The organism is Poseidonocella sedimentorum, from assembly GCF_900116005.1.
Taxonomy (GTDB): Bacteria; Pseudomonadota; Alphaproteobacteria; order Rhodobacterales; family Rhodobacteraceae; genus Poseidonocella; species Poseidonocella sedimentorum.
On record NZ_FOYI01000003.1, the window covers coordinates 63,804 to 82,588 of the forward strand.

General features: G+C 65.4%; 19 protein-coding genes. 9 read left to right on the forward strand and 10 right to left on the reverse strand.

Features of this window, described 5'->3' with window-relative positions; all coding sequences use genetic code 11:
- Positions 1 to 92: 92 nt before the first annotated feature.
- The 7 genes from BM353_RS05730 to BM353_RS05760 all read right to left on the reverse strand — a co-directional run bounded on the left by BM353_RS05730 (position 93) and on the right by BM353_RS05760 (position 6,079).
- Positions 93 to 1,145: a methyltetrahydrofolate cobalamin methyltransferase gene (locus BM353_RS05730; protein ID WP_092077718.1), complete on the reverse strand. Its 1,053-nt coding sequence runs from the start codon at positions 1,143 to 1,145 to the stop codon at positions 93 to 95.
- The gene (locus BM353_RS05735; protein WP_092077721.1) at positions 1,142 to 1,810 is read right to left on the reverse strand and encodes an HAD family hydrolase; all 669 of its coding nucleotides are present in this window, start codon (positions 1,808 to 1,810) and stop codon (positions 1,142 to 1,144) included. Before BM353_RS05735 ends, BM353_RS05730 begins: the two co-directional genes overlap by 4 nt.
- A complete protein-coding gene (locus tag BM353_RS05740; RefSeq protein ID WP_092078462.1) occupies positions 1,803 to 2,735 on the reverse strand; it encodes a methylenetetrahydrofolate reductase in 933 nt (310 codons plus the stop codon). Before BM353_RS05740 ends, BM353_RS05735 begins: the two co-directional genes overlap by 8 nt.
- A gap of 5 nt (positions 2,736 to 2,740) precedes the next feature.
- The gene (locus tag BM353_RS05745) at positions 2,741 to 3,037 is read right to left on the reverse strand and encodes a virulence factor (RefSeq protein ID WP_092077724.1); all 297 of its coding nucleotides are present in this window, start codon (positions 3,035 to 3,037) and stop codon (positions 2,741 to 2,743) included.
- 184 nt (positions 3,038 to 3,221) lie between these two features.
- Complete coding sequence (locus tag BM353_RS05750; protein WP_092077727.1) at positions 3,222 to 4,646, reverse strand: protein adenylyltransferase SelO; 1,425 nt, start codon at positions 4,644 to 4,646, stop codon at positions 3,222 to 3,224.
- 45 nt (positions 4,647 to 4,691) lie between these two features.
- On the reverse strand, positions 4,692 to 5,087 hold the full coding sequence (locus BM353_RS05755) for a GNAT family N-acetyltransferase (RefSeq protein ID WP_177220458.1): 396 nt from the start codon (positions 5,085 to 5,087) through the stop codon (positions 4,692 to 4,694).
- 50 nt (positions 5,088 to 5,137) lie between these two features.
- Entirely contained in the window at positions 5,138 to 6,079 is a 942-nt protein-coding gene (locus BM353_RS05760) for a nucleoside hydrolase (protein ID WP_092077733.1), read from the reverse strand.
- 303 nt (positions 6,080 to 6,382) lie between these two features.
- Between BM353_RS05760 and BM353_RS05765 the strand changes: the two genes are divergently transcribed.
- Positions 6,383 to 7,054 (forward strand): hypothetical protein, encoded by a 672-nt coding sequence (locus tag BM353_RS05765; protein ID WP_143104106.1) that lies wholly within the window; start codon positions 6,383 to 6,385, stop codon positions 7,052 to 7,054.
- 110 nt (positions 7,055 to 7,164) lie between these two features.
- On the opposite strand, the gene BM353_RS05770 is transcribed toward BM353_RS05765, so the two are convergent.
- Positions 7,165 to 8,166, reverse strand: coding sequence for a Fe(3+) ABC transporter substrate-binding protein (locus BM353_RS05770; RefSeq protein ID WP_092077739.1), 1,002 nt, complete (start codon positions 8,164 to 8,166; stop codon positions 7,165 to 7,167).
- Positions 8,167 to 8,279: 113 nt separating this feature from the next.
- Positions 8,280 to 9,140, reverse strand: coding sequence for a nucleoside triphosphate pyrophosphohydrolase (mazG, locus tag BM353_RS05775; RefSeq protein ID WP_092077742.1), 861 nt, complete (start codon positions 9,138 to 9,140; stop codon positions 8,280 to 8,282).
- Between the two features lie 125 nt (positions 9,141 to 9,265).
- On the opposite strand from mazG, the gene speB reads away from it, so the two are divergent.
- Positions 9,266 to 10,234, forward strand: a complete 969-nt coding sequence (gene speB / locus BM353_RS05780; RefSeq protein ID WP_092077745.1) for an agmatinase — start codon at positions 9,266 to 9,268, stop codon at positions 10,232 to 10,234.
- On the opposite strand, the gene miaA is transcribed toward speB, so the two are convergent.
- A complete protein-coding gene (gene miaA, locus BM353_RS05785) occupies positions 10,231 to 11,100 on the reverse strand; it encodes a tRNA (adenosine(37)-N6)-dimethylallyltransferase MiaA (protein WP_092078464.1) in 870 nt (289 codons plus the stop codon). The two genes, speB and miaA, sit on opposite strands and share 4 nt — an antisense overlap.
- Positions 11,101 to 11,205: 105 nt before the next feature.
- On the opposite strand from miaA, the gene pyrH reads away from it, so the two are divergent.
- From pyrH to BM353_RS05820, 7 genes are all read left to right on the forward strand, one after another.
- The gene (gene pyrH, locus BM353_RS05790; protein WP_092078468.1) at positions 11,206 to 11,940 is read left to right on the forward strand and encodes a UMP kinase; all 735 of its coding nucleotides are present in this window, start codon (positions 11,206 to 11,208) and stop codon (positions 11,938 to 11,940) included.
- 77 nt (positions 11,941 to 12,017) lie between these two features.
- A complete protein-coding gene (gene frr / locus BM353_RS05795) occupies positions 12,018 to 12,584 on the forward strand; it encodes a ribosome recycling factor (RefSeq protein ID WP_092077748.1) in 567 nt (188 codons plus the stop codon).
- 48 nt (positions 12,585 to 12,632) lie between these two features.
- Entirely contained in the window at positions 12,633 to 13,358 is a 726-nt protein-coding gene (gene uppS / locus BM353_RS05800) for a polyprenyl diphosphate synthase (protein WP_092077751.1), read from the forward strand.
- Positions 13,359 to 13,360: 2 nt separating this feature from the next.
- The gene (locus tag BM353_RS05805; RefSeq protein ID WP_177220459.1) at positions 13,361 to 14,152 is read left to right on the forward strand and encodes a phosphatidate cytidylyltransferase; all 792 of its coding nucleotides are present in this window, start codon (positions 13,361 to 13,363) and stop codon (positions 14,150 to 14,152) included.
- Positions 14,153 to 14,286: 134 nt separating this feature from the next.
- Entirely contained in the window at positions 14,287 to 15,624 is a 1,338-nt protein-coding gene (gene rseP / locus BM353_RS05810) for an RIP metalloprotease RseP (RefSeq protein ID WP_092077758.1), read from the forward strand.
- 176 nt (positions 15,625 to 15,800) lie between these two features.
- Positions 15,801 to 18,110, forward strand: a complete 2,310-nt coding sequence (gene bamA / locus BM353_RS05815) for an outer membrane protein assembly factor BamA (protein ID WP_092078471.1) — start codon at positions 15,801 to 15,803, stop codon at positions 18,108 to 18,110.
- A gap of 2 nt (positions 18,111 to 18,112) precedes the next feature.
- Positions 18,113 to 18,742, forward strand: a complete 630-nt coding sequence (locus BM353_RS05820) for an OmpH/Skp family outer membrane protein (RefSeq protein WP_092077761.1) — start codon at positions 18,113 to 18,115, stop codon at positions 18,740 to 18,742.
- Positions 18,743 to 18,785: the final 43 nt, after the last annotated feature.

Here is an 18,785-nt window from a genome sequence, read left to right on the forward strand (position 1 = left end):
ATCGAACCGTCCACCCGCTTCTTCTCTTGAGAAATACTCCGGGGGAGCCTGCAAGGCAGGCGGGGGCAGAGCCCCCAACCCGCTGCCCGGACCTACCCTCGACGCCGCCGGCGACCACCCGACCGGCGCCCACCCTCGGGCGCGTCTCCAGCCGGCTTGTTGAACCGGATCCACGCCCCGCCGTGCGGGTCGGAATCCATCAACAGGTTGGCCGCCCGGATCGCTTCCATCTCCTTGCCCGCCCGATACTTGGTCGAGCCGAGACCGAACAGCGCACAGAACGTCTCGTCATCCATCCCCTCGGGAAGGACCACACCCGACGCCTCGACCTCACCCCGCTTCTCCGCGATCCGTTTGGCCGAAACCGGAAGGGCGCAGGGGTTCATGATGGCCGAGGTCATCCCCGCGGTCATCGCCATCGGCAGGAAGGCGTTGTTGATACCGTGCCGGTTGGGCAAGCCAAAGGATATGTTGGACGCGCCGCAAGTCGTGTTGACCCCCAGCTCCTCGCGCAGCTTGCGCACCAGCGCGAACACCTGTTTGCCCGCCGTCGCCATTGCCCCGATCGGCATGACCAGCGGATCGACAATGATGTCATGGGCCGGGATGCCATGATCCGCCGCCCGCTCCACGATCCGCCGCGCAACCTCGAACCGCACCTCCGGATCCTCCGAAATGCCCGTGTCGTCATTCGAAATCGCCACCACCGGCACATTGTATTTCTTGACGAGAGGCAGGACGAACTCCATCCGCTCCTCTTCCCCCGTCACCGAATTCACCATCGGCCGTCCCTTGGCCGCCTCCAGCCCGGCTTCGAGCGCCGCGGGCACAGAGCTGTCGATGCAGAGCGGCACATCCACCAGTCCCTGCACCAGCTCGATGAGCGCCCGCATCAGCGGCGGCTCGGTTTCATTGGGGTTGGGATTGGAGTTGTAGACCACGCCCGCATTCACATCGAGAATGTTGGCCCCCGCCGCGACCTGCGCCACCGCGTCGCGCTCCACGGTGGAATAATCCCCGGCCTCAAGTTCCGCGGCGAGTTTCTTGCGCCCGGTGGGGTTGATCCGCTCCCCGATGACGCAAAACGGCTCGTCAAAGCCGATCACGGCGGTCTTGCTTTGGGATTCCACGACAGTGCGTGTCATGCGGTCACTCCTTTGAAACTTTGCAGAATTCCGGGCAAAGCCGGATCGGTGTAGTCGGCGATTGCGTGGTCCGCGCCCGCATCGCGCAGGGCCGCCGGCGAGAGCGATGACGCAATACCGATGACAAGGCAACCCGCCGTCTTCGCCGAGCGCAGGCCCGAGGGGCTGTCTTCGAAGGCGATCGCCCGCTCTGGTGCGACGCCAAGGGCCTCGGCGGCGATCCGATAGGGATCGGGGTGCGGCTTCGGGCGGGGGCACTCTTCGCCGATAACCACTGTGTCAAACCGCGCGCGCTCCCCGATTGCAGCCAGCATCGCTTCGGCATTGGCGCGCATGGCATTGGTGACAACCGCCATCGGCCAGCCCTCCGCGCTGCGGGTTGCAAGGAAGGCGGGCAGACCTTTTATCGCCGGGTAGGGGGACGGGAGCCGCCGCCGGAATTCGGCTTCCTTCGCCTGCGACAGGTGCTCGTGATCCGGCTCATCGGGCAGGAACTCGGCGAAGAAGTCGGCATTTAGCCGCCCGTGGACATGGGTCATGTAAAATGCCTCGTCCACCTCAAGCCCGTAGCCCTTCATCATGTCGGTGAAGACCGCCATGTGAATCGGGTCGGTGTCGAGCATTGTTCCATCAAGATCGAAGAGTAGCGCTGCCGCATCAGCCATGGGCCACATCCTTCAATTGCGCGCGCGCCCAGCCCGCGCTCGCGGCGATGCCGCCCAGGGGGAAGAGATGTAACTGTTCGATGTTGAACGAAGGGTCGGCGGCCTTGTGCGCGGCCAATGCGGCGACGAGATCCGTCGGCTCGTAGGGCAGCAACAGGTTTGTCACGTCGGTCGCGCGTTTCTGCAAGACCTTGAGAGAGGGCCCGACGCCGCAGGCGACCGCGAAGCGGATCAGGGTCTGAAGCTTGGCGGGCCCGGCGATCCCGATATGGACAGGCAGGTCCACACCGGCGGCCTTGATCCCGTTCGCCCAGGCGATGACCGGCTCCGGATCGAAGGTGAACTGCGTGACGATCGCCATCTGCGCGTCGCTGTGCTTCGCGAAGTTCGACTTCCATTTCAGCGCGCTATCGACGTTTCTTGATCCCCCATCCGGATCAATGTCGCGGTTGCCTTCCGGGTGGCCCGCGACGTGAAGGCGCCGAAATCCGGCCTCGCCAAAGGCATCGCTCTCCAACAGCTGGATCGCACTGTCAAAGTCGCCATGCGGCGTGGTGACCCCGCCGCCGAGCAACAGGGCCTGATCCACAGCGGCCTCGCCCTGATAGCGCGCGATCCAGTCGTCCAGCGTCGCGCGGTCGCGGATGATCCGGGCGGGGAAATGCGGCATGGGGTTGAAGCCCTCACGCCGGAGCCGCGCCGCCGTCGCGACCATGTCCTCGATCGGGGTGCCGTCGATATGCGCGATGTAAACGCGCGTGCCTGCCGGCAGGATGGCTGAAAAATCCGCGATCTTCTGCGCCGTACGCGGCATGGTTTCGATGGAAAACCCTTCGACGAACGACGAAATGTCGGGGCGAAGCGATCCGTCGCGCGGCGTCTCTTCGCCGCTGAGCACGGACCTGAACCGGTGTATCAATGCCATGAAATTCACGCCCATCCGTCGTTGTCGATCAAAGCTTTGAGCCGCGCGTCATCGAATTCCGCCTCGATGCGGGCGGCCTCCGCATCGGCCACCTCATCCGCCGCACCTTCGACCGGGTAGGGCGCCGCCTTGCGCCAATCGGCGAGATAGGCATCGGTGTCGCGCGCGCCGGCCTTCATCGCGGCGCGGTCGATCGCCTGTTCGAACCGTTCGGCCAGCGGGCGTTTGCTCCCGCGCCGCCCCTTGCCGACGATAATCTGGGCGGGGATATCGCGCCAGTAGACGATGGTTACCTCGGGCATAGTCGCATTCCTCAAGCCGCGCCGTTCTCTCTTCCTATGCCGCCCGGCCCGGCGCAAGCGGGTCCGTTTTCGACATACCCCGGGCGGGGAGCGACCTTCGCAGGTCTAGCGCATCGGTCCGGGCGAGGCGAGACGCCATCCACGCGACAGGGCCACACATATCGTCGCGGCGCTTTGCGCGGCGTCAGGTGCCGCAAAAGGTGGCGTGGACTTCTTCTTCGGGGCGGGGCGGCGCCGTCAGACCCGGATCGGCCGGGGGCTCGAAGGGCGAGGCAAGCGCCGCGCGCAGGGTTTCGAACGGGCCCATGTCGCCGCCCACCGCCGCCGCGATCATCGCCTCGATCCGATGGTTGCGCGGAATGATTGCGGGATTGCTGCGCCGCATCAGGGCCGCCGGATCGGGCTCACCCGCGATCCGGCCACGCCAACGCGCCAGCCAGTCCTGAAGCGGCGCTTCATCACCGAAGCTCGTATCAACGCGATCGCCCTCCAAGGCGCGGAAGGCATTGGTGAAATCTGCGCCCTGATTGGCCATGAGCGTGATCCACTCGCTCGCCAGCCCGGCATCCTCGTCGCGCCGGTGCGTGATCCCGAGCTTGGCCGCGAAGACATCGGCCCAGGCCTCGCGGATGAGCCCCGGCATCGCGTGAACCGTCTCGGTATAGGCGCGCACCGCGCCGTCCTGATCCGGTTCGAGCGCGAGCAGGGCGCTGGCGAGTTGGGCGATGTTCCACACGATGATATCGGGCTGGTTCTGGTAGGCGTAGCGGCCCTGGCGGTCGATCGAGGAATAGACCCGCGCAGGATGAAAATCATCCATGAAAGCGCAAGGGCCGTAATCGATGGTCTCGCCCGAAATGCTGGTATTGTCGGTGTTCATTACGCCGTGAATGAAGCCGACGCCCATCCATTGCGCGATCAGTTTGGCCTGTTCGGCGATGACCGCGGCGAGCAGATCGCGCGGGCTTTGTGCCTCTGGTGCGTGGCGCGAAATCGCGTAGTCGGTCAAGCGGCGGAGGTTGTCGACGTCCTGTCGCGCCGCGAAATACTGGAACGTGCCGATGCGGAGATGGCTTTTGGCCACGCGCGTCAGCACCGCGCCGGGCAGAGGGCCCTGTTCGCGATAGACCAGATCCCCAGTGGAGACCGCCGCGAGCGCGCGGGTGGTCGGGATCCCCAAGGCGTGCATCGCCTCGCTCACGATATACTCGCGCAGGACCGGGCCCAACCAGGCGCGGCCATCGCCCATCCGCGAAAATGGCGTCTGTCCAGAGCCCTTGAGCTGAATGTCGACCCGCTCGCCCCGGCGATCCACAACCTCTCCGAGCAGCACGGCGCGCCCGTCGCCGAGGCGCGGTGAAAAGTTTCCGAACTGATGGCCCGCATAGACTTGCGCCAGAGGATCGGCGCCGTCGGGAGTTCGATTGCCAGCGAACAGTTCGGCCATGAGCGAAGCGTCTCCCTCGCTTCGTTCGATACCCAACTGTTCGCCGAGGGCCGAATTGTAGGCCAGCAAGGCGGGGGCGGAGACGGGCTGGGGCGACTGCCTGGCATAGAAAGCATCCGGCAGATCGGCGAAGCTGTTGTCGAAGGGGATATGAAGGGTCATGCGCTGTATCTAAGCGCTCGGGCGCCCCACGGCAAACCGGTTCAGTCAGAGAGGCCGCGACATGAGGGCGTATCCGTCACGCGGGCGAAACCCTGCGCGCGTGTAGAGCCGCGACGCAGTAGCGTCGGTCAAGTCGACTTCGAGATGCAACGCCGTGAGCCCGGATCCGGTGAGGGCCTGGGTGAGAGCGGCAAGCGCATCGCTCGCCATACCCCGCCGCCGGACGGCGCGCCGTATGAACAGTTCATCGATGATCCCGTCGAGCCCGCCAAATTCGATGGACCAGCCGAAGCTTACAACGATGTACCCCACGGGCGCGCGGCGCGGGCCGATGAGCCAGATCGCGCCATGGGGGCTGCCGTTCAGGAGCGGCTCCAAAGCGGCTTGCCGATGCGCGGGATCCGACGCGATGCCGACCTCGTCATGCATGGCACTGACCATGGGCACGAGCTTCGGTAGGTCCTCAGCAGTGGCGAGATGCAACAGCCGGCTCAAAACCGCGCCAGCCGTTCGGTCAGCAGATCGAAGAATCCCTGGGCATCGAGATTGCCAACAAAATTCGCATTGGGCGCGCGATCCGTCACCCCCCACCAATCGGCCACGGTCATTCCCTTGGTCAGCTCGCTTTGGGTTTCGATCTCAACATTGATGTGCCGGCCTTCAAAAAGCTCCGGGCGGATGAGGTAGGCCGTCACGCAGGGATCATGCAGCGGCGCGCCGAGCGAGCCGTATTTTTCCTTGTCGAAGCGCTCGAAGAATTCGGTCATGTCCGCGACCGCCAGCCCCACCGGCGAGCCCAGCGCGCGGAAGGCATCGTTCCGCGCCTTGGTCACCAGCGCCTTGTGGGTCACGTCGAGTGGCATGACGGTCAGCGGAATGCCGGAACTAAAAACGATATCAGCAGCTTCCGGATCGACATAAATGTTGAATTCGGCGGTTGGGGTGATGTTGCCCACCTCGAAATAGGCCCCACCCATCAGGACGATTTCGGCGACGCGCTCGGCCAGATCCGGTGCGCGCTGCAGCGCGGTGGCAAGATTGGTGAGCGGACCAAGTGCACAGATCGTGACCGAGCCGGGCGGCTCCCGGCGCAGCGTATCGATGATGAAGTCGATCGCGTTTTGCTCCTGCAGCGGCATGGTCGGAGCCGGCAGTTCGGGCCCGTCGAGACCGGTCTTACCGTGTACATGTTCGGCCGTGACAAGCTTGCGCGCGATCGGCGCGTCACAGCCCGCAAAGACCTTGATGTCAGGCCGGCCGGCCAGCTCGCAGATGATCCGCGCGTTGCGTTCGGTGAGCGACAGCGGAACGTTGCCGGCGACGGCCGTGATCCCCAGCACCTCCAGCTCTTCGGGGCTGGCCAGGGCCAGAAGGATGGCGACCGCGTCATCCTGTCCGGGGTCGGTGTCGATGATGATTTTTTTCGAAGCCATGACACTCTCCTGCCACGTGGGTCGCGAATTGGAGGGGCGACCGATGGTTGCGCGCTGCCCGCTTCCTCGCAGGTTTCACTCGCGGCGGCAATGGCGTAGCGTCCGTCCCAAGCGGGGCGGTGCTGGCCACGAAACACGGAGGGCGCGATGCCGGAAATTTTTCTTCACGCGGGCGCACACCGGACCGGAACCACAAGCTTTCAGGCCTGTCTTGCGCTGAACCGGCACCGGCTGGAGGAGGGCGGATATCGCCTGGCGTACCCCTTTCGCGAGGGGTTTGAGGGCGCTCGATTGCGGCTCAAGATGCCCGATCCGCGCCACGATCCGCGCCGGGTGCTCGACCTGTTCACACGCGCGCAGCGGCATCTCTCCGGGTTCGCGCCGGGGCCGAAGGGGTTGATCCTGTCGGAGGAGAATATCGCCGGAAAGATGAGCGGTTTCGGGCAAGAGCGGTTCTTTCCGATGGCGCGCGAGCGGGCGCGGTTCGTCGCGCGGGCGTTGCCTGCACCGGTGACGCGTGTGCTCTTTGTCCTGCGTCGCTACGATGGGTTTTTCGCATCCGCCTACCGGCTGCGGGCGAGCAGTCGCAAGGTTTCGTCCTTCGACGAAATGAAGCCCGGTATTCTTTCGATGGCGACGGGGTGGCCCGAAGTGGTGACCGCGCTGCGCGACGGCTTCCCTTTGGCCGAAATCACGGTGCTGGACTATGCGCGGCGGGGCGAGAGTCGGGAGTTGCTGAGGCATCTGGTGCCTGAGGCAGCAGAGCTTGCGCTCGAAGAGCCATCCCGGCTGGAGAATGCGAGCCCTGATGATGCGATGCTTGAGGCGGCGCAGGCCACGCTCGGCGCGGAGTCTGGTGAAAACAGTTCGATGAACGTCGAATTCACGGAGGCCGAACGGGCTCTGTTGGACGCGCGTTACGTGGCGGATTTGGAGCGCATTGGCGGGATGCGGGGCGTGACCTTGCTGAGTTAGATCGGGCGCGAACTGTTTGCCGTAGATCGAACAGTTTGATGCGCGTCGAACAGAGCGCGGAGAAAAGGCGGCCCCGCGGAGCCGCCTTTCACTTTCTTCAACGGCTCGGTTCAGCCGTCGTAGTCAACCTCTTCGGTTAGGCGCAGCGCGACCGGCCGCAGAGCGGCGAGGTCCGCGAGGTTGGCGTCGTCAGGCGTGAAGCTCCCCCAGGACGCGACCAGCTCGCTCGGGGATGTGCCCGGCGCGATCGGGTATTCGTTGTTGTCCTCGGCGTAGATTTCCTGCCCGCGCGGCGAGGCGAGGAAGTCCACGAGTTTCATCGCCGCCTCCTTGTTGGGCGCATTGGCGGTCATGGCGAAGCCGGAGACGTTAACGTGGGTCCCGCCGTCTTCAAAGGTGGGGAAGACGATGCGCACACTATCGGCCCATTCCTTCTGTTCCTCATCCTTGAGCATCAGCCCCATGTAGTAGGTGTTGCCGATCGAGATATCGCATTCCCCGGCCCAGATCGCCTTGACCTGCGCGCGGTCATTGCCCTGCGGCTTGCGGGCGAGATTTGCCTTCACCCCTTCGAGCCACTCCTTGGCATAGGCTTCGCCGTGATGGTGGATCATCGCCGAGGTGAGCGCGACCATGTAGGCATGGGTGCCCGAACGGGTGCAGATGCGGCCCTTCCACTTCTCGTCGGCGAGGTCTTCGTAGGTGGTAACTTCGCCATCCGAGACGCGCTCCTTGGAAGCGTAGACGATCCGCGCGCGGGTGGTCAGCGCATGCCAGTGGCCGGCAGGATCGTGCAGTGCGTCGGGGACGTTCTTGTCGAGCATCTCGCTGGAGACCGGCTGCGTCAGGTCCGCATCGACCACGGCGGCGAGGCGCGAGATATCGACGGTGAAGACCAGATCCGCGGGCGAGCGCGTGCCCTCGGCCTTGAGCCGCTCGATCATGCCGGTGTTGAGATAGACGAGGTTCACATCCACGCCGGTCTCTTCGGTAAAGGCCGTCATCAGCGGCTCGATCAATTCCGGCTGACGATAGGAATAGACGTTGACCTCTTCGGCGATCGCCGGCGCGGCAATCAGGACGGCCAGGGCCGCAGTACAGAGTCGTTTCACGAGATCCTCCCTCGAACATGGTCAAATAGTGACGTGGTTCGGGGTTTAACCGACTATAACGCTCAAGTGAATAGCCGAGCGAAGCACTAGGAATAAACCATCGCCGTGATGGGTCATCGGTCCGGAGCGGGGCGCTCGGCCTTGGCCGCATCCCACAGGCGGTCCATTTCATCCAAAGTGGCATCCCGGGGGTGGCGCCCGTCGGCCCCGAGGCGGTCTTCGATGAAGGCGAAGCGGCGGGTGAATTTCGCATTTGCCGCGCGCAGGGCGGTCTCGGGGTCGATCTTGAGATGCCGCGCGAGATTGGCCATGACGAAAAGCAGATCGCCGTATTCCTCGGCGATGTCGTCTTGCGACTTCTCCGCCCGGGCCTCGACCAGCTCGCGGGCCTCTTCGGCGATCTTGTCCACGACCTGTCCCGTCTCGGGCCAATCGAACCCCACGCGCGCGGCCCGGTTTTGCAACTTCACGGCACGGGTGAGCGCCGGCAATCCGGTGGCCACACCGTCCAGCACGCCGATTTCGGCTCTCTGGGCCCGTTCCCGCGCCTTGATTTTCTCCCAGTCATCAGTCTGTTGCGCGGCGCTCTTGTCGCGACTCTCGGCGCCGAAGACATGCGGATGCCGCGCGACCATCTTGTCGGAAATCGCCCGAACGATACTCTGGAAGGTGAAGTGCCCGGCCTCGGCGCCCATCTGCGCGTGATAGACCGATTGCAGCAGCAGATCGCCCAGCTCGCCCTCAAGCTCGCCCCAGGCCCCGCGCTCGATCGCGTCGGCGACCTCGTAGGCCTCTTCGATGGTGTAGGGCGCGATGGAGGCGAAATCCTGCTCGATGTCCCAGGGACAGCCGGATTCGGGATCACGCAGGCGGCGCATGATTTCCAGCAGGCGCTCGATCCCGGCGTCCGGGTCGTGGATGAGGGCCTCTTGCGGGGGGGTGTCCGTGCCGGCTCCGGTCGCGCGGTTCGTCATCTTGCCTCCATCTGCCCCATTGCCGGGCGCGTTTGGCTGTGAAACATCGTTTGAGAGGTTATTGGTCGGCGCCCGGGCCGGTTGCAAGGGGCAAGGGCGGCCGGCAGGTGCAAGGAGATGGGCTCATGGGACTGAAAGAGGCGAGCGAACAGGTCGATCAGGCGTTTACGCGGCGCGATCGGCGCGGGCTGACCCACGAAAACGCCTTTGGCGGCGCGCTGTCGTTCCTGCGGCGGACATATACCAAGGATCTGAGCGGAGTCGATGTGGCCGTGACCGGCGTGCCTTTCGATCAGGCGGTGACCAATCGCCCCGGCACGCGGCTTGGCCCCCGCGCGATCCGCGAGGCCTCGACCCTGCAGCCCTACGATCCTCCCTATGGCTGGGGCTTCGATCCGCTTTCGGAATTCACCGTGGTGGACTACGGCGACCTGGCCTTCGACTATGCGCGCGTGGCCGATTTTCCCGATGCGCTGACGGCGCATGTCCGTGGCATCCTTGAGGCGGGCGCGGCGAGTGTGGTGCTTGGGGGGGACCACTACATTTCCTTTCCGATTCTAAAGGCTTACGCCGAGAAGTTCGGGCCGATTTCGCTCATCCATTTCGATGCGCACACCGACACCTGGCCGGACGATGACATGAGCCGGATCGACCACGGGACGATGTTTTACAAGGCGATCAAGGCGGGGATCGTGGATCCCGCGACCTCGGTGCAGATCGGGATCCGGACGGTCGTGGACGATCCGCTCGGGGTCACCATCATAGACGCGCGCGAGGTGCATGAGGCCGGGCCCGCCGCTGCCGCGAAGAAGGCGCGCGAGATCGTGGGCGCGCGCCCGGCCTATCTCAGCTTCGACATCGATTGCCTCGATCCGGGCTTTGCGCCGGGGACGGGAACGCCGGTCTGGGGCGGGCTCTCCAGCGGGCAGGCGGCGATCCTTCTGCGCGATCTGGCAGGGGTGAACATGGTGGGCGGCGATGTCGTCGAGGTTTCGCCGCCTTATGATCCGTCGGGCGCGACCGCCGTCGCGGGGGCGCATGTGGCGATGGAGCTCCTCTGCCTCTGGGCCTGGACGCGGCGGGCGGGCGCTTAGAGCGCGGCGGCTGAAACGACCGTCCAGTCGCGCATCCGGGCGCGAAACCACGTGCGTTGCCGCTTGGCATATTGGCGCGTTGCGATGGTTGCGGCCTCGCGCGCATCATCGAGCGTCATCTGCCCCCGAAGATAGGCCACAAGCTCCGGCGCGCCGATCGGTTTCATCGAGGGCAGGGCGGGATCGTACCGCGCGAGGTTTTCGCGCGCCTCGTCCAGCGCGCCCTCGCCGAGCATCTGATCGAACCGCGACGCGATGCGCGGCGTGAGCCAGTCCTTCGGCGCGTCGAGCAGGAGCGGGATTGCCTCGTCAAGCGGGCAGAGCGGCGGGGTTTTATCCGCCTGCCATGCGACCAGTGGTTTGCCTGTGCTTTCAAGCACTTCCCAGGCGCGCTGCACGCGGGCCCGGTTGGCCAGATCGATGGCCCCGGCGGTCTGCGGGTCGAGCGCGGCGATCATCTCCTCGCGGCTCATCGCATCGCCTCGGGCGCGGACATCTTCCGGCACCGGCGGGATCTGCGAGAGCCCCTCGGTCAGCGCGCTGAAATAGAGCCCCGTCCCGCCAACGATCACCGGCGCGGGCGAGCGGCCAAGCCGGGGCGCAAGATCGCGCAGCCAATGCCCCGCCGAATAGGCCGCATCCCAGGCAACATGCCCGTAAAGCGCGTGAGGCGCGCGGGCGAGATCGGCCGCATCGGGCCGCGCCGACAACACGCGCCAGTTTGTATAGACCTGCAGCGCATCGGCATTGATGACCTCGCGCCCCTGGGCCTCGGAATAGCGCAGGGCAAGCGCGCTCTTGCCGCTGGCGGTGGGCCCGGCGATGAGGATCGGCCGCTCTGCCGGCGCATCGATGGGCAACTTCACCACGATGGCGCGCCCAAGGCATGACGGGGGCGGTATCTTCGATTGAACATCCTGCGGTTTTGAGACATTTTGCGCGGCAATCACAAGCCCCTTGAGGAGCCCGCCATGGCAGAAGACAGCACCACCCCGAAGACAACCTTCAAACGCGTGCTGTTGAAGATCTCAGGCGAGGCGCTCATGGGCCCTCAGGGCTACGGCCTGCACCCGCCCACCGTGATGCGAATCGCGCGCGAGGTCCAATCGGTGCAGGCGCTCGGCGTCGAGGTCTGCATGGTGATCGGCGGCGGTAATATCTTCCGCGGCCTTCAGGGCTCGGCCCAGGGCATGGAGCGGACGACCGCCGACTACATGGGCATGCTGGCCACGGTCATGAACGCGCTGGCGATGCAATCGGCTCTCGAGGAGCTCAACGTCTTCACCCGGGTCATCTCCGCCATTCGCATGGACGAGGTGGCCGAGCCCTATATCCGCCGCCGCGCCGTGCGCCACCTTGAGAAAAAGCGGGTCTGCATCTTCGCGGCCGGCACGGGCAACCCCTATTTCACCACCGATACCGCTGCAACTTTGCGCGCTAACGAGATGAATTGCGAGGCAATTTTCAAAGGCACCAAGGTCGACGGTGTCTATGACAAGGATCCGATGAAACACGATGACGCAGTGCGCTATGATACGGTGAGCTATGACGATTGCCTCGCCAAGCGGCTCGGGGTCATGGATGCCTCGGCGATCGCGCTCGCGCGGGACAACAACCTGCCGATCATCGTCTTTTCGCTTGATGAGCCCGGCGGGTTCCGGGGGATTCTCGCCGGCGAAGGCACCTATACGCGTGTGCAGGGATAGCGATTGTCGGGTGACCTCGGGGCAGGATTTACGTAAAAGCAAGAAAAAACGGGCATCAGCCCGGAAGGAAGTGAGCCATGTCTGAAGATTTTATTCTCGATACCGATGATCTGGAGCGCCGCATGGAGGGCGCGATCACCAACCTGCGGACCGAGTTTGCCTCGTTGCGGACCGGGCGGGCCAGCGCGAGCATGCTGGAGCCGGTACAGGTTGATGCCTATGGTCAGATGACCCCGATCAACCAGGTCGGGACGGTCAATGTGCCCGAGCCGCGGATGGTGACGATCAACGTCTGGGACAAGGGGCTTGTCGGCAAGGTCGAGAAGGCGATCCGCGAAAGCGGGCTCGGGATCAACCCGCAGCTCAACGGCACGATCATCATGCTGCCGATTCCGGAGCTCAACGAAGAGCGCCGCCGCGAGCTTGGCAAGGTCGCCGGGCACTATGCTGAAAACGCGCGGGTTTCCGTGCGCAACGTCCGGCGCGACGGGATGGATCAGATCAAACGCGCAAAGGCCGACGGCGCAGTGTCGGAAGACGACCAGAAGCTTTGGGAAGACGAGGTGCAGGAGCTGACCAACAGCTACATCGCACAGATCGACAAGGCCCTGGAGACGAAACAGGATGAGATCATGCAGGTCTGAGCCCGGTGGCGACAGACCTGGCCCGACATGCGGGCCGGAAAGGCATACATGGCCAAGGACATCGATCCTAGCAAGACGCCGGAGCACGTCGCCATCATCATGGATGGCAACGGGCGGTGGGCCCAGATGCGCGGCAAGCCGCGGCTCTATGGCCATCACAAGGGCGCGCGCCGGGTGCGCGCGGTTTTGGAAGCTTGCCCGGATCTCGGGGTCAAGTACCTGACGATATTTGCCTTTTCGACCGAAAATTGGAAGCGCACGCAGACCGAGGTTTCGGGGCTGATGAAGCTTTTCCGCCGATACATCATCCGGGAATCGCAATCGCTGTTGTCCGCCGGGGTGCGCGTTCGGTTCATCGGCGACCGGGTCCGGCTCGATGATACGCTCGTGGCGCTCATGGATGAGTTGGAGCTTTTGACGGCGGGCAATGACCGGGTGCATTTGACGATCGCGCTGAACTACGGCGGGCGGGACGAGGTCGCGCGCGCCACCCGGCGCCTTGCGCATGATGTTGCGGCGGGGCGGCTCGATCCTAAAGCGGTGAATGAAGAAACGCTGCCAAAGTATTTGGATACTTGCGTTTTGCCCGATCCGGATCTTGTCATCCGGACCAGCGGTGAGGCGCGGATTTCAAACTTCCTGCTCTGGCAATCGGCCTATGCGGAGTATGAATTCATCGACACGCTCTGGCCCGATTTCACGCCCGAGATTTTCGCCACTGTGGTGGGCCGGTTCGGTGCGCGCGAGCGGCGGTTCGGCGCGGTCGAGGTCTGATCATGGCTTCGGCCAATTGGGACGATCTGAGAACACGCATCCTCACATCCGCCGCCTTGCTCGCGGTGGGGGCGCTGTGCGTTTGGCTTGGCGGCCCCGCGTTTCACCTGCTCGTGGTGGCGATCTGCGCCGCGATGGCCTGGGAGCTCATCCGCATGACCGTGCCGGAACGTCGCCGAGGCGCGCGCCGGATGGCGCTGGCGGTGGGCGCGGCGGTCGGGGTCTTGCCGCTCTTGCCGTCCTGGGGTTTCTTCCTGCCAATTTCCGCGCTGGTCGCGGCGGGCGCCGGGCTCTGGGCCGAACGGCTTCGCTGGGCGGTCGCGGGGGTCACGGTGCTGATCATCGCCGCGGGCTTCGGGCTACTGACGCTCCGGCTCAACGGCGGAATCGGCTGGGTGCTTTGGCTGGTCAGCGTCGTCGTGGCGACCGACGTTCTGGGATATTTCGCGGGCCGCGCGCTCGGCGGGCCGAAATTCTGGCCGCGGGTCAGCCCCAAGAAAACCTGGTCGGGCACGGTCGCGGGCTGGATCGGCGCGGCGCTCGTGGGGCTCGGCTTCATGCAGGTCACCGGGCTCGGGCCCGAGCTCATCCCGCTCAGCATCGGCACGTCGATGGCGAGCCAGGCGGGCGATCTTCTGGAAAGCGCCTGCAAGCGGCGCTGCGGTGTCAAGGACAGCTCCACTCTGCTGCCCGGCCATGGCGGCGTCTGGGACCGGTTCGACGGGATGATCGGCGCGGCGTTCTTCGTCGCGATCATCCAGGCCGCGATCAATGCTGCCGGTGTGGTGCTCTGATGACAAGCGGCGCGGGCCCGGCTCACCTTTTCGCGCGGGGTCTTGATAACCGCCGCGCCCTGCGCCATCTCGACGCCAACAGCCGCGCGCCACGCGCACGCGGGTGACCCTCTCAAACCCGGCTGAGGAGGCCGTTGGACATTCTTACCTGGCTTCCTGATCTGGGCAACGTGGGCTTCACGCTCCTGGCCTTTGTTGTCGCGCTTTCGGTGATCGTCGCCGTGCATGAATATGGCCACTATATTGTCGGGCGCTGGTCCGGGATCCACGCAGAGGTGTTTTCGCTCGGCTTCGGTCCGGTGCTCTGGTCGCGGGTCGACGGGCGCGGGACGCGGTGGCAGGTCGCGGCGCTGCCCTTTGGCGGCTATGTCAAATTCCTCGGCGATGCGGATGCGGCCAGCGGCAAGGATGCCTCGGCGATGACCGGGCTCGATGCCGCGGAGCGCCGACGGACGATGCACGGCGCGCCGCTCTGGGCGCGTTCGGCGACGGTGCTGGCGGGGCCGGTGTTCAACTTCATCCTCTCGATCCTGATCTTTGCCGCGATCGTCTTTGTCGGCGGCGAGACGCGCGAGCCGCTGTCCATCGGCGCCTTGCGGCCGGTCCCGGCGCAGACCAACGAGCTGCGCGTGGGGGATGAAATACTGTCGATCGGCGGCGTCGCGGTGGATGATCTGCTCTCCGGTGCGGGGACCCGGGACGAGATCCCGCAGCGCCCGGTTCTGAGCTATGAGATCCGCCGGGATGGGCAGTTGCGCGATGTGGAGGGGCCCTATCCCTATCCGGCGCTTGTGGTGCAGCTGACCCCACGTTCGGCCGCCTATGAGGCCGGGCTGCGCCCCGGTGATGTCATCACCGCGCTTGGCGACACTCCGATCTTTGCCTTTGATCAGCTGCGCACCGCGGTCGAAAACTCGGCCGGCGCGCCGCTTTTGCTCCGCGTCTGGCGCGAGGGCGAAACCCGCAGCCTCACCTTGCTGCCGCGCCGGGTGGACGAGCCGGACCCCGACGGCGGGTTCCGCACCCAGTGGCGCATCGGCGTGGCCGGGGGCCTGCTCTTCGAGCCCGCCACCGAGCGCGCCGGGCTGTGGGATTCGCTGCGTTTCGGCGCGACCCAGACCGTCGCCATCGTCGAGGGCTCGCTCTCGGGCCTGTGGCACATGATCACCGGCGCGATCAGCACCTGCAACATGTCTGGCCCCATCGGAATCGCCGAGGCTTCGGGCGCGATGGCGAGCCAGGGTATGTCGAATTTCATCTGGTTCGTGGCGGTGCTCTCCACCGCGGTGGGGCTGATGAACCTCTTTCCGATCCCGGTGCTCGACGGCGGCCATCTGCTGTTCCACGCCTGGGAGGCCGTGACCGGCTCGCCCCCGAGCGACAGGGCGCTGCAGGTGCTCATGGCGGGGGGGCTCGCGCTCATCATCACGCTGATGCTCTTTGCCATCTCCAACGATCTTTTCTGCCCCTGATCGCGCGGCCGGGGCCCATCATGCGGTATGGCGGCTTTCAACTTTGACAAGACCTGCGCGGGTGGGTAGTCACATCCTGAGCAATCAATGAGCAGGGTGTGGGCATGGCAGAGCAGGATCGGAGCGCCGCAGGCGGTGTCGCACAGGGTCAGGCACGGGTGCGAAACGGGGCGCAGATGCGAAACGCAGCGCGGCTGCGCAACGGGGCAGGGGGCGCGCTTCTCGCGCTGAGCCTCGCGCTGCCCGCAAGCGTCGCCGTCACGCCCGCGATCGCCCAGAGCTATGCGTTCAACACCGTGCAGATCGAGGGCAACCGCCGGGTCGAGGATGGCACGATCCTGAGCTATGCGGGCATCGCGCGGGGCCAGAGCCTGAGCGCGGCCGAGCTCAACGACGCCTATCAGAACCTCGTCCAGTCCGGCCTGTTCGAAAGTGTCGAGCTGACGCCGCGCGGCGCGACGCTGCGGATCGATGTGGTCGAGTACCCCACGATCAGTGTGATCAATTTCGAGGGCAACGCCCGGATCGGCGACGAAGAGCTCTCCGCGCTTGTCCGCTCCCAGACCCGCCGCGCCTACAGCCCCAGCACCGCCGAGCAGGACGCCGCCACCATCACCGACGCCTATGTCCAGCAGGGCCGGCTCTCGGCCGTGGTGACGCCGCGGATCATCCGCCGGGCGGACAACCGCGTGGACCTTGTCTTCGAGATATTCGAGGGCGGCAATGTCGAGATCGAACGGCTGAGTTTCGTCGGCAACCGCGCCTATTCGGACCGCCGCCTGCGCCGCGAGCTGGAGACGAAACAGGCCGGACTGCTGCGCCTTCTGGTGCAGCGCGACACCTATGTCGCGGACCGGATCGAGTTCGACAAGCAACTCCTGCGCGATTTCTACCAGCATCGCGGCTATGTCGATTTCCGCACCAATTCGGTCAGCGCCGAGGTCGCGCGCGAGCGTGACGGGGTGTTCCTGACGTTCAACGTGACCGAGGGCCAGCAATTCCGCTTTGGCGCGGTTCTGGCGACAAGCGATCTGCCCGAGGTTGATACCGAGCTCTTTCAGCGCGCGATCCGCATCCGCTCCGGCGCGGTCTATTCGCCGCTCACGGTGGAAGAGGTCATCGAACGGATGGAGGGGATCGCGCTGCGCGAGGGGCTCGATTTCGTCCGGGTCGAGCCGCGCGTGACGCGCAATGACCGGGACCTGACGCTCGACGTGGAGTTCATCCTGACGCGCGGGCCGCGGGTCTTTGTCGAGCGGATCGACATTGAGGGCAACACCACCACGCTCGATCGTGTCGTGCGTCGGCAATTCCGCGTGGTCGAGGGTGATCCGTTCAACCCGCGCGAGATTCGCCAGAGCGCCGAACGCATCCGCGCGCTCGGCTTTTTCGCCAACGCCGATGTGAACGCGCGCGAAGGCTCCGCGCCCGATCAGGTCGTGATCGACGTGGACGTGACCGAACAGCCCACGGGCTCGTTTTCGCTCGGCGCGAACTATTCGACCTCGGACGGGTTTGGCGTCGTGGCCTCGCTCTCCGAGCGCAATTTCCTCGGCCGCGGGCAACATCTGAACTTCGGCATCTCGACCTCCGCGGGCAATCGCCGCTTCACCCTGGGCTTTGCCGAGCCGGCTTTCCTTGCGCGCGATCTGCGCTTCGGGCTGAACCTGTCCTACGGCGAGACCGACAACGACGACGCGCTCTACGACACCGCGCGGGCGACGATCTCGCCCTCCTTCACCTTCCCGGTCAGCCCCAACGGCCGGCTTCAGCTGCGTTATACCGCAAGCTATACCGATCTTTTCAACGTCGATGACGACGCCAGCGTCGTGATCCAGAACGAGGCGGACGAGAGCAGCCGCTGGAGCAGTGCGCTCGGCTATACCTACAGCTACGATTCGCGCCGCACCGGGCTCGATGCCGAGACCGGGGTCGTGCTGAGCTTCGGGCAAGATCTCGGCGGGATCGGCGGCGATGTCTCCTACATCCAGACCAGCGCCAGCGCGCGCGGGCAGATGAAGGTTCTGGCCGAGGAAGTGACCTTGCGCGCCACGCTGGAAGGCGGCGCGCTGCATTACAACGACGATGACAATTCCCGCGTCACCGACCGGTATTTCATGGGCCCCTCGATCATGCGCGGCTTCGAGCCGGGCGGCATTGGCCCGCGCGACGCGGACACCGACGACGCGCTCGGCGGCAACTTCTACGCGGTGGCCCGGTTCGAGCTCGGCTTCCCGCTCGGCTTGCCGGAGGAATACGGGCTCTCGGCGGGTCTCTTCTATGATATCGGCTCGGTCTGGGACGTGGGCGAGACCTATGAGGCGGACGTGCTCTACGATGATTTCACCCTCCGGCAGGTGGCGGGTGTGTCGCTCTTCTGGGCGACGCCGATCGGCCCGCTGCGCTTCAACTGGAGCAACGCCTTCGACAAGCAGGACCGGGATGAGGATCAGGAGTTCGACCTGACAATCTCCACCAGCTTCTGATCATGGCCGGTTGGCGTTTCTTCGGGCTGTGTACCGGTCTGGCGATCGGGCTGGCTCTGGCCGGCGCCGCGCCGCAAACGGCTCAGGCCCAGACGGCCCCGTCCACGGGCGTGGTGAAAAGCGCCGTGCTGACCATCGAGCCGGATCGCTTCTTTGCCCAGTCGCTCTACGGGCGGCGGGTCGCGAGTGAAATAGAGCGCGCCTCGCTGGAGCTGGCGGCGGAAAACCGCCGGATCGAATCGGAGCTCACCGAAGAAGAACAGCGGCTCACCGACCTGCGCCAGACGCTCGATGCCGAGACCTTCCGCCAAGAGGCCGAAGAGTTCGACACGCGCGTCCAATCGATCCGCCGGGCGCAGGAAGCCAAGCACATCTCGCTCCTGCGCCAGCGCGAAGAGGCGCAGATCACCTTTCTCAACGCGGTTCGCCCCGTCCTGACCCAGATGATGCAGGAGCGCGGCGCGGCGGTCATCGTGGAGCGGCGCAGCGTGGTGTTTTCCATCAGCTCCATCGACATCACCGATGCCGCCATCGCCCGCATCGACGCGGTGCTCGGCGACGGGCTGGAGAGCGCGGCTCCGGGCGGCGGCGAAACCCCGGCCCCGGCGCCGGAGGGCGGCGCGGCGGACTGACCCCGCGCGCCGGACCGCTTGCCCAGTGACGGACTGCTTGCTA

Bases quoted from the DNA above. Each gene is read 5' to 3' on its own strand.
- BM353_RS05760 (WP_092077733.1), bottom strand. From the start codon at position 6,079: ATGGCTTCGAAAAAAATCATCATCGACACCGACCCCGGACAGGATGAC.
- BM353_RS05740 (WP_092078462.1), bottom strand. From the start codon at position 2,735: ATGGCATTGATACACCGGTTCAGGTCCGTGCTCAGCGGCGAAGAGACG.
- uppS (WP_092077751.1), top strand. From the start codon at position 12,633: ATGGCCAAGGACATCGATCCTAGCAAGACGCCGGAGCACGTCGCCATC.
- BM353_RS05730 (WP_092077718.1), bottom strand. From the start codon at position 1,145: ATGACACGCACTGTCGTGGAATCCCAAAGCAAGACCGCCGTGATCGGC.
- BM353_RS05735 (WP_092077721.1), bottom strand. From the start codon at position 1,810: ATGGCTGATGCGGCAGCGCTACTCTTCGATCTTGATGGAACAATGCTC.
- frr (WP_092077748.1), top strand. From the start codon at position 12,018: ATGTCTGAAGATTTTATTCTCGATACCGATGATCTGGAGCGCCGCATG.
- mazG (WP_092077742.1), bottom strand. From the start codon at position 9,140: ATGACGAACCGCGCGACCGGAGCCGGCACGGACACCCCCCCGCAAGAG.
- BM353_RS05750 (WP_092077727.1), bottom strand. From the start codon at position 4,646: ATGACCCTTCATATCCCCTTCGACAACAGCTTCGCCGATCTGCCGGAT.
- BM353_RS05805 (WP_177220459.1), top strand. From the start codon at position 13,361: ATGGCTTCGGCCAATTGGGACGATCTGAGAACACGCATCCTCACATCC.
- BM353_RS05820 (WP_092077761.1), top strand. From the start codon at position 18,113: ATGGCCGGTTGGCGTTTCTTCGGGCTGTGTACCGGTCTGGCGATCGGG.
- BM353_RS05745 (WP_092077724.1), bottom strand. From the start codon at position 3,037: ATGCCCGAGGTAACCATCGTCTACTGGCGCGATATCCCCGCCCAGATT.
- speB (WP_092077745.1), top strand. From the start codon at position 9,266: ATGGGACTGAAAGAGGCGAGCGAACAGGTCGATCAGGCGTTTACGCGG.
- BM353_RS05755 (WP_177220458.1), bottom strand. From the start codon at position 5,087: ATGGTCAGTGCCATGCATGACGAGGTCGGCATCGCGTCGGATCCCGCG.
- pyrH (WP_092078468.1), top strand. From the start codon at position 11,206: ATGGCAGAAGACAGCACCACCCCGAAGACAACCTTCAAACGCGTGCTG.
- bamA (WP_092078471.1), top strand. From the start codon at position 15,801: ATGCGAAACGCAGCGCGGCTGCGCAACGGGGCAGGGGGCGCGCTTCTC.
- BM353_RS05765 (WP_143104106.1), top strand. From the start codon at position 6,383: ATGCCCGATCCGCGCCACGATCCGCGCCGGGTGCTCGACCTGTTCACA.